Origin of the sequence: Bacillus glycinifermentans (genome assembly GCF_001042475.2) — a bacterium.
GTDB lineage: Bacteria > Bacillota > Bacilli > Bacillales > Bacillaceae > Bacillus > Bacillus glycinifermentans.
Genome location: NZ_LECW02000001.1, coordinates 186,592 through 199,257, shown reverse-complemented (window position 1 = coordinate 199,257; position 12,666 = coordinate 186,592). Strand labels below are relative to the sequence as shown.

The window sequence follows — 12,666 nt, the reverse complement described above, 5'->3', positions numbered from 1 at the left end:
CCGATTAAAACATTTCGCTGATCGTTTTCGCCTGCATGTGAAGCGCCAGATAATCCGGTCCGCCTGCCTTTGAATCGGTTCCTGACATTTTAAATCCGCCAAACGGATGGTAGCCGACGATCGCGCCTGTACAATTCCGGTTAAAGTACAGGTTCCCTACATGGAACTCCTGTTTTGCCCTGTTGATATGATCGCGCTTGTTTGTGATGACAGCTCCGGTCAGTCCGTATTCCGTATTATTGGCAACTTCAAGAGCCTCGTCAAAGCTGCTTACTTTCGAAAAGGCAACGACCGGGCCGAAGATTTCTTCCTGCATTAAGCGGGCTTTCGGGTCCAAATCGGCGAAGATAGTCGGATCGATGAAATACCCTTTTGAATCATCGCCGTTTCCTCCGCTGACAAGGCGGCCTTCTTGTTTTCCAATCTCGATATATTCCATGATTTTGTTATATGACGCCTGATCGATGACAGGTCCCATGTAAACATCGGCACTGTCCGGCGCGCCCACTTTTTTCGACTCCGTGATTTCGATGACGCGCTTAAGCACCTCGTCATACACTTTTTCGTGAACGACGGCACGCGAACCGGCTGAACATTTTTGGCCGGCAAAGCCGAAAGCGGATGTGAAAATCGATTGCGCCGCCAATTCGATGTCGCAGTCCTCATCAACGACAACCGTGTCTTTTCCGCCCATTTCCGCGATCACCCGTTTGAGATGGGTCTGTCCCGGATGAACCTTTGCCGCACGTTCATAAATGCGCGTTCCGACTTCCCTTGAGCCGGTAAATGTGATCAGGCTTGTTGTCGGATGATCAACGAGGTAGTCTCCGACCTCAGCGCCGCTTCCCGGAACATAGTTCACGACCCCTTTCGGAAGACCCGCTTCTTCAAGCACTTCGACGAACCTCGCGGCAATGACAGGCGCCGCACTTGCCGGCTTCAGCACTACCGTATTTCCCGTAACGATCGGCGCCACCGTTGTTCCCGCCATGATCGCAAACAGGAAGTTCCAAGGCGGGATGACGACCGTTACGCCGGTCGGCGTATACACGTATTGATTTCGTTCGCCTTCGCGGCTGTTGACAGGCTTTCCTTTTGCAAGCTCAAGCATTTGCCGCGCGTAGTATTCCATAAAATCGATCGCTTCAGCCGTATCCGCATCAGCCTCATTCCACGGTTTGCCGGCTTCTTTGACCAAAAGCGCCGAAAATTCATGCTTATTGCGGCGCACCTTTGCTGCCGCACGGAATAGCACAGCCGCTCTTTCCGCAGGATCGGTGTATCTCCACGTTTCAAACGCTTTTGCCGCCGCTTGAATGGCTTTCTCTGCATGATCCTGAGTCGCTTTTGACACCGTACCGACGACTTCGTCTTTCTTGGCCGGGTTGACCGAAACGATTTTGTCTTCAGTTTCGATTCGTTCCCCATCGATAACAAGAGGGTATGATTGACCCATCCATTCATTTACCTTATCCAATGCTTGTTGAAACGCCGCCCGGTTTTCTTCTTTCCCGAAATCTGTAAATGGTTCGTGTTTGTAAGGTGTTGTCATTCTCATTCTCCCCTTTTTATCGTTTTATTTCTTGGTCATTCCCTTAAATGCGAAGGCGATGTTGGCAGGCCGCTCGGCAAGCCGCCTCATGAAGTAGCCGTACCAGTCATCTCCATACGGAAGGTACACGCGCATGTTGTAGCCTTCTTTCACCAGTTCAAGCTGGGTTTTATTGCGCATGCCGTACAGCATTTGAAACTCGAAGCGGTCCTTTCCGATGTTGTGCTCATTCACAATGTCTTTGGTGAATTGGATCATCTTGTCGTCATGAGTTGCGATGGCTGTATAATGGCCGTTAAGCAGCTGCTTTTTAATGAGCTTTTTGTAATTTTCATCAACATCCTTCTTATCCGGATATGCCACCTCAGGCGATTCCTTGTAGGCGCCTTTTACAAGACGGAAAAACGGATTGTACTGGTTGAGCTCCTCCAGATCGCGTTCCGTCCGGTACAAATAAGCCTGTAACACGGTACTGACATATTCGTACCTCTGTCTGAACTCCTTAAACAGATCGAGCGTCTTTTGACAGCGGACTTCGTCTTCCATATCGATCGTCACCATCACCTGGTGCTGTTCCGCGGTATCCAGAATGCTGGTCATGTTTTCCCTGACAAGATCAAGGTCGATGTCAAGCCCCAGCGAAGTCATCTTTAAGGATACATGCGACTCAAGCTTTTCCTGGGCGATCGTTTGAATAGCCCGAATGCATTCCTGTGTACGCTCCCTCGCCACTTCTTTGCTGTCCACAAACTCGCCTAAATGATCGACGGTAACCGTCAGCCCCTGCTCATTCAGCCCTCTGATAATCGGTATCGAAGATTCGAAATCCTTTCCTCCGATAATTTTTCCGGTTGCGATGGAACTTCCCCAATTTCTCGCCAGACGATTCAGGATGCTGCTTTTCGATAAGAATAAAAAAAAGTCTCTTGTGATCACTTCCATTATCACACCCCGCCATCTCATGAAATATGTCTTTATATTCTTAATTTTATAAGAGCTGATAGCCGATTCACAATATTTCGAAAAAACAAAAAAGCTGACGATTTTTGTGTTTTTTCCACAATGTTTGACATCTGCCTGCATCATAAGCGAAACTTTTAACCTACAAATGATAAAGCTATACGACAATAGAATTAGAAAAAAATTGAAAACGTTTTCTCTTTTACTGAACCATTTCCCTCGAGAAACAAAGAAAAAACCCTTTAAGACATTTCTTAAAGGGAATATATATTATGCCCACACCTCGTCAAGCGTTTCTCTGAACAGCTTGTCAAGCTCGGGTGTCAAGTCTTCACGGCTGATTTTAAACGACTTTGCCGCCGGCTTCAGCCTCTCAAGTTCTTTCTCAATGAAATCGTGAATGATGGGGTTTTTAGGCTCAAGAAGAAATTCCTCCCCCTTCTTTTTTCTGTCAAGCAAATAGCCGATTTCCGTTTTAAGCGGTCCATCTTCAACGAGCTCCTCAAGCAGCACCGGAAACTCAATCGGCGGAACCGTTTGATGATTCTCAATCCACCGGCATGCCAGAATGGGGCGAAGAACGTAAAAATACTTTTTGACCTTAACCTGTTCCCTCTCCAGATAGTGGCGGAAGTTTCCTGAAGCCATATTTAAATAATGATACATGCAGGATACCGGCGAAAAAGCCCTCAACTTAAGCTTCCTCATGTTTTCCGCTAAAGAATAAGCTTCATAATAGACCATTCCTGAAGACAGCCATTCAAGCAGCGGGGGGTTAGATTTCCGGAATAGTCTTAAGGTTTTTGTCAGTTCCCAGCCGCTGATATCGAGCAAATCATTAATCGGCAGCTCGATGACATCGCGCTTTTCGTCTATGGAAAGATACCAATCCTTTTGATGAACATAAATAAATCTGACGTCATAATCGCTGTCTTGCGACGGAAACCCCCAGGCCCTGCTTCCGGATTCTACTGCATAAAGGATTTTGACGCCGTATGTAGCTTCAATGTTTTTCAGTTCTTCTTGAATTCGCTGTTTCAAGATATGTGCACCGCCCGTCCATGTTTTCTTGTTACATTTATTATAAGACCGCAGAGATGAATAAACGACTTCTTTGACAATTGATTTCTATTTAGAACTTTTACTCGCGATTACATGAGCGGAGTTTCCGGCCACTAAAGTGATTCGTCCCTCATTTCAAATAGCGCCTTTAATACGTACAGCATTACTCAGTTCCGGCAGGACGGTTGGTTTATCTAAAATTATTCATAAGATATTGTCTAAGGTAGTAAAACATAGTCCCGGCAAAAATGAAAATGCTTTTCTTACTGTTGAGGTAAAAGTTTAGATGAATTGATGTCTGAAATTAATTGCCCCAACATTGTAATCGAGCAAATTGAAAAGTAAAAAATCTCCGCACTAAAGGGGCAGTTAATGAATTGTCAAAAATACGGTTGCGATACTCCATATGTTGTTAAAAAGGATAGATGAAAACAGATTTTCCCGCCTGTTCATCTATCCTTTTTCAACAATTTAATATACATCTCTACAGCTTGTGCACCGATGATATGCGCCCTTTCGGCAGCTAAACTTTTCAATATACGCCTGAAACATTTTTGGCAGAAAACCGAGGCTTAATTAAACGTTTGTTTAAGGCTGATAAAGCTCACTGTCCGGCTTCAGCGTGTCTGCAATACAGTCGGCGACTTCTTCGGCGGAAAGATTATCTGTTTCAATTCTTAAGTGGTGAAAGGCATAAATGCTCTTTCTTTCATTGAACAGCTGTTTTACTTGTTCGATTGAGCGGTTGTGAAGAATCGGCCTGTTTTCAAGCAGCAAATCTATCCGCTGCTTCCAATTCTCCCATGTTAAATCAAGGAAAATGACGAAGCAGTGTTCAAGGCATTTCTTTCTAATTTCCTCCTGCAGAAAAGAGCCGCCGCCGAGAGAGACGATTTTGCTCTTTTTATGTTCACACATTTGAACAATATATTCTTTTTCCGTCTTCCGAAAAAACGCCTCCCCTTTTTGATTAAACATCTCGGGAATGCTCATCTGAAAGTCTTTTTCAATTTCTTGGTCAATATCAATAAAATCGCGGCACAGTTTTTTGGCCGCCAGCTTGCCGATCGTCGTTTTGCCGACGCCCATAAATCCGATCAGCACGATGTTTTTTTCTCCCACAGGGGTGGATCTTTTGACATTCATCTCCAGGCTTTACTCCTCCTCGTCTAAAGGAATCAACAATTATATTCAGTATATGACAAATCTGATTTTAATGAAATAGAAGAAGCCCGGGACAGAAACTGAATATACAAAAGAGGCTGAGTTCATTACAGCCTCTTTCCTTCTTTATTTCCACCAGTCGTCAAACATTGAAGCAGGCACCTGGCGTTTGTGCTCTGACGATTTGTAGCGTTTTTCAATCGCTTCGGCCACATCGCTTGATACGGTTTTCCCTTCAAGGTAGTCGTCGATATCTTCGTAGGTGAGCCCGAGCTCTGTTTCGTCAGCCTGCTGAGGTTTTTCATCAAGCAAATCCGCCGTCGGCGATTTCGTATAGAGCCGCTCCGGTGCGCCGAGCTCCTCGAGCAGGCTCCGGCCTTGGCGCTTTGTCAGCCCTGTCAGTGGCAAAAGATCGGCACCGCCGTCGCCATATTTGGTGAAAAAGCCCGTGACTGCTTCTGCCGCATGGTCCGTTCCGATCACCAATAATCCGTTTTGGCCGCCGATTGCATACTGGGCAATCATCCGCACCCTTGCCTTTACATTGCCTTTATGAAAATCTGCAAGCGTCTCGCCCGTCACATCGCGGAACTGGGAAACAAACGAGCTCACCGTCGGTGCAATGTCAAAAGCAAGCGATTTGTCAGGCTTGATAAATCGAAGGGCAAGCTGGGCGTCATCTTCATCCTGCTGGACGCCGTGCGGAAGCCGAACCGCGATGAATTCCGCTTCCGTGCCTTCAGCTCTCAATTCTTCCACTGCAAGCTGGGCGAGTCTCCCGGCAAGCGAGGAATCCTGTCCTCCGCTGATGCCTAAAACAAAACCTTTTGCTCCTGTTTTTTTCATATAGCTTTTTAAAAATCCGACCCTTTTTTCAATTTCCTGTTTCGGATCAATGGAAGGTTTTACGTTCAGTTCTTTCATAATCTTTTCCTGCAAAGTCATCGGTCATTCCTCCTGATTATTATGGTCCTTTGACTGAATGAGCCGTTTGATTCAAATCTTATTTAACTATAGCACAATTATAGTTTTAAAGTGAACATGAAGGAGCATACACGCTTCTTTCAAAAGAATAAAAATCCGCTTGAAGACACAATAACGATTAGATTAGAGGGGTTGAAGCGATGAAAAAACAAGGAAATTTAAAATGGTGGCAGCTGTCAATGATCGGTGTCGGCTGCACGATTGGAACGGGATTTTTTCTAGGATCAAGCATCGCCATTAAGAAAAGCGGTTTTTCCGTATTAGCCGCTTTTCTTCTCGCTGCACTCGGAACGTTTCTCGTTTTTCAGCAGCTCGCCAAGCTCACGGCCGACCATCCTGTGGAAGGATCTTTTTGCTCCTATGCCAGGGAGGCGTTTGGCGACTGGGCCGGTTTCAGCAACGGCTGGGTGTACTGGTCATCCGAAATGCTGATTATCGGGAGCCAATTAACCGCGATCTCGCTTTTTACGCGCCATTGGTTTGAACAAATTCCGATGTGGGTGTTTGCCTCCATCTACGCGATTCTCGGGCTGATTATCATTTTCACGGGACGGAGCAGCTTTGAAAAAACGGAACACATGCTGGCCGCCCTGAAAACGGCGGCGATTGTCATGTTTATCATCATTGCAGTCCTTGCCTTATGCGGAATGCTTCCCGGAGAAACACCCGATGCACAGCTTCCCGACCGTTTTCATGAATTGTTTCCGTTTGGCTTCATGGGGCTTTGGACAGGCTTGATTTATACGTTTTATGCCTATGGCGGCATCGAGGTGATGGGGCTGATGGCGATCCATTTAAAGGATCCGAAAGAATCGGGCAAATCGGGCAGTCTGATGCTGGCCACGCTTGCTTTGATTTATGTCGTCTCTATCGGGCTTGCCATGCTCCTGATTCCAATCGGCGCGTTTAATGAAGAGAACAGCCCGTTTATTACTTCTCTTAAGCCGTTCCATCTGGATGTGATCATGGATATTTTTAACGGAATTTTCATCATCGCGGGATTCTCAACTTTGACAGCTTCCCTATTCGCGGTGACGACACTGATGGGAACGATGGCGAAAAACGGCGATGCGCCGGCCTGCTTTTCAAAAAAAGAAAAAGCGAAAGTGTCGTGGCCGGCGCTCGGGCTGACCGTCCTCGTCCTCGCAGCTTCGATCGTTCTGTCTCTCTTGCTTCCAAAGCAGCTGTACGAGCATATGACAACGGCAGCCAGCTTAATGCTGCTTTACAATTGGATATTTATCCTGTGCTCAAGCAAAAAGCTGACAAAACCGGAGCTGAAAGGAAACATTCAGATTATAGCGGCGTTCATCCTGATTTTATTCGCCGTATCAGGCACACTATTTGAGAAAAACAGCAGACCGGGCTTTTTCGTCAGCCTGCTGTTTCTCGCCATCATCGCCATCGTGACGTTGCTGCTGAAAAGAAAAAGGGCCCGCACGCGCTGACGGTCAGCGGGCCGGGCGAATCAGTTCATGAATTCCCTGGAAGCCGAAATATAGGCCGAAGACGATTAACGTAATGCCCGCGATCCACGATGTCACCAGAATCATTCTCGGGCTTAAATACGTTCTGAATGTCCCCGCCACAAAAGACATGGCCAGGTCCCATAAAAAAAGGCCGATCAAAATGCCCGAGCTGCACAACAGGAGCTGATATGAAGCATATGTCTCAATCGTCTTCGCCAGGATGCTACCGTAAATGCCGAGCCAAAACATAATGCTGAGAGGATTTGAAAGCGAAATAACCAGCCCGGATAAGAACGATTTACGGTAGGATTCTTTCTCCCTCCTGCCTCTCATGAGCGAGACTTCCTTTGCTTTGGCCAGGCTCTCGATTCCCGTATAGGTTAAAACAAAAAAACCGAACAGCCATAAAAACGTTTTTAAAAATGGCGCCGTTAAAAACTGAGCAACGCCAAAGTAAATCAGCGCCATGTACAAAACGTCGGCCGTCACGGCTCCTAGACCGAAAAGCCAGGCATGGAAAAAACCGCCTTTCATGCCCCTGTCGATCTGCGCCGCATTGACCGGGCCGACCGGCGCGGCCAGAGACAGCCCTAAAAACACATAGCTGAGAAAAATGTTCAACATACCGCGCTTCCCCCTTCGCGATAACTTGTACAATGTATTCAAAAAGAGGAACGGTTAGAACACATCAAAAAGCCTTTTCCCAAGTTTTTAGGAAAAGGCTTTTTTCCTATAATCCGAGCTTTGACAGCACAAACGTCCAAATACAGATGATGAGAAGCAGAACGAGACTGTATTTTACCGTTTGGCTGAACAGTTTTGATTCCCGGCCGGCCTCTTGAACCGCCGCAGCTGCAATCGCAATCGACTGCGGGGAAATGAGCTTCGCCATCACCCCGCCGGCCGTATTTGCGGCAAGGAGAAGCGCCGAACTCGTACCGATCTGAGCTCCTGTGACTGCCTGCAAATGGCCGAACAGAGCGTTATTGCTGACAACCGATCCGGTGATGAAAACGCCGATCCAGCCCAGTACGGGACTGACGAACGGGAAAACATCCCCCGCTTTTGCAAGAGCCAATCCGATCGAAGAGCTTAGCCCCGCGTAGTTAGCCAGGTTGGCAAACCCCATAACAAAGCAGATTGTAATAATCGGCAGCCACAATTCCCGGCCTGTTTCCTTCAGGCAGGACAGCCCGCCCCGGAAATTGATGTTTCGGCTGAACAAAATCGTGATGATCACCGCGAGCAGAATGGCGGTGCCCGTCGCGGAAATCAAGTCAAGCTTCAGCACGGCATCAAGCGGTGCCGCCTGCGCTGCAATCGGCGGGGTTTTCAGAATTTCCTGATGCAGAAAAGGCATCTTTAATAAAACCGTTGTCTGCTTGAGCAAGCCGCCCTCTTGAAACAGCGCTTTAAAAGCGGGAAGGCTCCACAGGGCAATGACGCCAGTAAGGATGTAAAACGGAGACCAGGCTTTTGCCACCTCTCCCCAGCTGTATTTGACAGCGGACTCCTGTTCGTTCCCGTCTTCCCTGTAGATCCGGCTCGGCTGCCATTTTCTCAGGAACAGTGCGAGAGCTCCCATGCTGATTAATGCCGCCAAAATATTGGCCAGCTCAGGGCCGAGCACAATCATTGTAAACGTCTGCACCGCCGTATAGCTCCCGCTTACAACGAGGAGGGCGGGCAGCGTTTCTTTAATGCCCTTGAGCCCGTCCAAAATGAAAACGAGCAGGAACGGGATGAAAAATGTGATCCCCGGAAGCATCCAGGCGAGTGTGCCGGAAAGTTCGAGAGGGGTCAAATCCCCCATCTGCGCCCCCGTAATGACCGGTATGCCGATCGCTCCGAACGCGCCTGATGCCGCGTTTGCGATTAAACAGAGAGAGGCCGCTTTCAACGTTTTAAAACCGAGCTCCACGAGCAGGACCGCACTGATTGCGATCGGCACTCCGAAGCCCGCGGCTCCTTCCAAAAAAGCGTTAAAGCTGAACCCGATCAAAAGCAGCTGAAGCCGCTGATCGGATGAAATGCCGGCAATGCTCGCCCTGATGACTTTAAATTTTCCCGTTTTGACAGAAATCTTATAAAGCCAAACAGCCATCAGCACGATATATCCGATCGGCCACAGCCCGCTTGCGATTCCGAGAAAAACGGCGGAAATCGCTTTGGCTACCGGCATATGAAAACAGAACACCGCTACAATAAAGCTGACCGCAAGGGTTAAAAATGCTGCGAGAATTCCTTTCATTTTAAACACGGTCAGCGCCAACAGAAAGAATAAAATCGGCAGGATTGCAACTAAAGCGCTGATATACTGATTCCCAAACGGATCGTAAACCTGCTGCCACATCGTCATCAGCCCTCTTCTATGTCTTTTTTAGTTAAGCAAAATGAGGTTTTAAAATATCTTTCAGCACGCCTGCACTATGCTTGAATTGCTCTTTTTCTTTTTCGTTCAGCTCAAGCTCGATCACTTTTTTGACCCCGCTGCGGCCGACGACCGCCGGAACGCCGATATATACATCATCTTCCCCGAATTCGCCGTCAAGATACGTGCTCACGGTTAAAATCGCTTCTTCGTTGCGGAAAATCGCTTTTGTGATTCGCGCCAGGCTCATTGCTACACCGTAGTATGTCGCACCTTTTTTCTCAATGATGTGGTAAGCCGCATTTTTCACATCGTCAACCAGTTCATCTAGCTCCTCCGCTTTGTAGTTCTCATTCTTTTTCAGAAGCTCGCTCACGGGAACCCCGGCAATATTTGCATGGCTCCAGACTGGAAGCTCCGTATCACCGTGTTCGCCGATGATATAGCCGTGAACGTTGTGGGCAGCGGCGCCGAAGTACTCGCTCAGCATGTAGCGGAACCGGGCAGTGTCAAGAGTCGTACCGCTTCCGATTACCCGTTCTTTCGGAAGGCCGCTGAACTTCCACGTAGCATAGGTCAGGATGTCGACCGGGTTTGTGGCAACGAGGAAAATTCCGTCAAATCCGCTTGCCATGACTTCCCCGATGATTCCTTTAAAAATCTTAAGGTTTTTCTCGACCAAATCGAGCCGTGTTTCGCCGGGCTTTTGGTTCGCCCCCGCACAAACGCAGACAACATCAGCGTCTTTGCAATCTTCATATGTGCCGTACCACGTTCTTACTGGATGGGGCGCAAATGCTTTTCCGTGGTTTAAATCCATAACATCGCCCATTGCTTTGTCTTTATTTAAATCAATGATCACGAGTTCGTCTGTGATTCCTTGGTTAATTAACGTAAATGCATAGCTGCTGCCTACAAAACCAGCACCGATTAAAACTGTGCGATTGACTTTTTGATTAGCCATTATTCATCATCCTTTGCCGTTAGTTTGAATTCTAAGTTGTTTGTGAAGTATTTCACATTTACATTGTGCAATACTTCACATAGTTTTTCAAGACTTATGCATTTTTATTTTTGTCTTTTTTGTGTCTCCACTCATTTTCTCCTTGAACTTAAACATTTTCTGGAAAAATTACCTTTTGCGTTCATTATTTTGCCCAAAAATCTTACTACCCATCCATGAATATCCACACGATGAATGAAGAGGCTGTTTTGTACTAGACCAGGCAGTTGAGCAGCATGAAGCCGGAAAGTTTTCTCATTCAAAAAACCACATGGTTAGACATGCCTGTGATATATTATTTTCGTTGCACATTTTTGCTGAAGGGCTCAGCTTTCTACATTCTATTACCAAATACATTCGTTCCAACGGCAAAATCAGATTGGAATGCGATAGAAACACGCGGAGGGTATGATATGAATCAAAAAACAAAAAGACGCAATGTGACGATTGCATTGATGGTCGCCACTTTTTTGGCGGCAATCGAGGGAACGATCGTCAGTACGGCGATGCCGACCATCGTGAGCGACTTGGGCGGCATCAAGTTGATCAGTTGGGTGTTTGCCGCCTATTTGCTGACATCTGCGATCACGACGCCGATATATGGCAAGCTCGCAGATTTGTACGGACGCAAGAACATATTTACCATTGGGACGATCATCTTTTTGATCGGCTCAATGATGTCAGGCGCGGCGCATACGATGACCGAATTGATTTGTTTCCGTGCTTTGCAGGGCATCGGGGCAGGAGCGGTTTTGCCGACGACCTTTACCATTATCGGCGACATTTATTCGTTTGAAGAACGCGCCAAAATTCAAGGGTTGTTCAGCGCCATCTGGGGCATATCCGGCATTCTTGGACCGCTGGCGGGCGGCTCGCTGGTCGACAACATTTCCTGGCGCTGGATTTTTTACTTTAACCTGCCGTTTGGCATCGCTTCAATTATTATGATCTGGATCTTCTTACAAGAGAATTTTGAAAAGAAAAATAAACACATCGATTACTTAGGGGCTATTACGTTTACGATCGGCATGGCTTCCCTTCTATACGCTTTCATCAGCGCCGGATCAATATATCCGTGGAATTCGTGGAAGATCATCGGCCTGCTGGTCATCGCGGCGATCGCGCTCATCGCCTTTATTTGGATCGAAGCAAAGTCTCCGGAACCGATGCTGCCACTGAAGCTGTTTCGCATCCGCGAGATTTCCGTTTCCAACCTGGCGAGCTTTTTAATCTCTGTGATTTTGATCGGCATCACGACTTATTTGCCGATGTGGATGCAGGGAATTTTCGGAATCGGCGCGACAAACTCCGGGTTGACGCTGACGCCGATGTCGATCGGCTGGCCGATCGGGGCGACCATTGCCGGACGGCTGATGCTGAAGCTCGGTTCGCGTAATACTTCTACGATGGGCTTGGTATTTCTGATCATCGGTTCCACCGGTCTGGCGATGGCAACGATTCACACACCGCATTGGTTCTTTGTCGCGGCGATGCTGGCGGTTGGATTTGGCTTTGGCTTCTCGATGACCTCCTTTACGGTATCCGTACAGTCGGCTGTCGGCTGGAACATGCGCGGAGCTGCCACCGCTTCGAACACGTTTGTGCGGACGCTCGGCCAAACGGTCGGTGTCGCGATTCTGGGAACGCTATTCAATAACTCCATTGCGAGCTACATGACCTCGCACGCGTCAGGAGCAAACAACATCGACATGAACAAACTGCTGAATCCCGAGACGGCCCGGCACATTCCCGAATCCATGCTGTTAATGATGCGGAAGGGTCTGATATCCGGCTTGCACAGCATTTACCTCGTCCTGCTATTCGTCGCAGCAGCCGGACTGATCGTCGTATTCTTCTTGCCAAAGAAGCAGCAGCAGCAAATACAGAAGAAAGCGAGTTAGTGATCAACCTTTTAGTCCGGGCTGTCAATAAGGATCAGGGCAATTTCCTATCCATCATGGGGCATCATCGGCCGATGGGCTCCAGCCGCCCAGGCCGAAATATGCACACTGATGACTGTAGTAATTCCGTGACAAGCGGAATACCACGATTTATGACTAAGAAAATGACGGGAGCGATCTTGCCCCCATCCACCATGATA

At 47.7% G+C, this 12,666-nt stretch carries 10 protein-coding genes; 2 read left to right on the top strand and 8 right to left on the bottom strand.

The features are described from left to right. Nucleotides 1-4: 4 nt before the first annotated feature. The 5 genes from pruA to nadE form a co-directional block, all read right to left on the bottom strand. Nucleotides 5-1,552 (bottom strand): L-glutamate gamma-semialdehyde dehydrogenase, encoded by a 1,548-nt coding sequence (pruA, locus tag AB447_RS01000; RefSeq protein ID WP_048355329.1) that lies wholly within the window; start codon nt 1,550-1,552, stop codon nt 5-7. A gap of 24 nt (nt 1,553-1,576) precedes the next feature. Beyond that, nucleotides 1,577-2,488, bottom strand: a complete 912-nt coding sequence (locus tag AB447_RS00995) for a proline dehydrogenase family protein (protein WP_172796309.1) — start codon at nt 2,486-2,488, stop codon at nt 1,577-1,579. A gap of 294 nt (nt 2,489-2,782) precedes the next feature. After that, entirely contained in the window at nt 2,783-3,553 is a 771-nt protein-coding gene (locus AB447_RS00990; RefSeq protein ID WP_048405918.1) for a nucleotidyltransferase domain-containing protein, read from the bottom strand. A gap of 609 nt (nt 3,554-4,162) precedes the next feature. Beyond that, nucleotides 4,163-4,720: a shikimate kinase gene (locus AB447_RS00985; RefSeq protein WP_048355328.1), complete on the bottom strand. Its 558-nt coding sequence runs from the start codon at nt 4,718-4,720 to the stop codon at nt 4,163-4,165. A 144-nt stretch (nt 4,721-4,864) separates the two neighbouring features. Beyond that, nucleotides 4,865-5,683, bottom strand: coding sequence for an ammonia-dependent NAD(+) synthetase (nadE, locus tag AB447_RS00980; RefSeq protein ID WP_048355327.1), 819 nt, complete (start codon nt 5,681-5,683; stop codon nt 4,865-4,867). Nucleotides 5,684-5,862: 179 nt separating this feature from the next. Between nadE and AB447_RS00975 the strand changes: the two genes are divergently transcribed. Beyond that, nucleotides 5,863-7,170, top strand: a complete 1,308-nt coding sequence (locus AB447_RS00975; protein WP_048355326.1) for an amino acid permease — start codon at nt 5,863-5,865, stop codon at nt 7,168-7,170. 3 nt (nt 7,171-7,173) lie between these two features. On the opposite strand, the gene AB447_RS00970 is transcribed toward AB447_RS00975, so the two are convergent. From AB447_RS00970 to AB447_RS00960, 3 genes are all read right to left on the bottom strand, one after another. Beyond that, a complete protein-coding gene (locus AB447_RS00970; protein ID WP_048355352.1) occupies nt 7,174-7,812 on the bottom strand; it encodes a LysE family translocator in 639 nt (212 codons plus the stop codon). Nucleotides 7,813-7,921: 109 nt separating this feature from the next. Continuing rightward, nucleotides 7,922-9,544 (bottom strand): L-lactate permease, encoded by a 1,623-nt coding sequence (locus AB447_RS00965; RefSeq protein WP_048355325.1) that lies wholly within the window; start codon nt 9,542-9,544, stop codon nt 7,922-7,924. A 31-nt stretch (nt 9,545-9,575) separates the two neighbouring features. Further along, nucleotides 9,576-10,526, bottom strand: coding sequence for an L-lactate dehydrogenase (locus AB447_RS00960; RefSeq protein WP_048355324.1), 951 nt, complete (start codon nt 10,524-10,526; stop codon nt 9,576-9,578). A gap of 452 nt (nt 10,527-10,978) precedes the next feature. On the opposite strand from AB447_RS00960, the gene AB447_RS00955 reads away from it, so the two are divergent. Next, nucleotides 10,979-12,466: an MDR family MFS transporter gene (locus tag AB447_RS00955; protein ID WP_048405956.1), complete on the top strand. Its 1,488-nt coding sequence runs from the start codon at nt 10,979-10,981 to the stop codon at nt 12,464-12,466. Nucleotides 12,467-12,666: the final 200 nt, after the last annotated feature.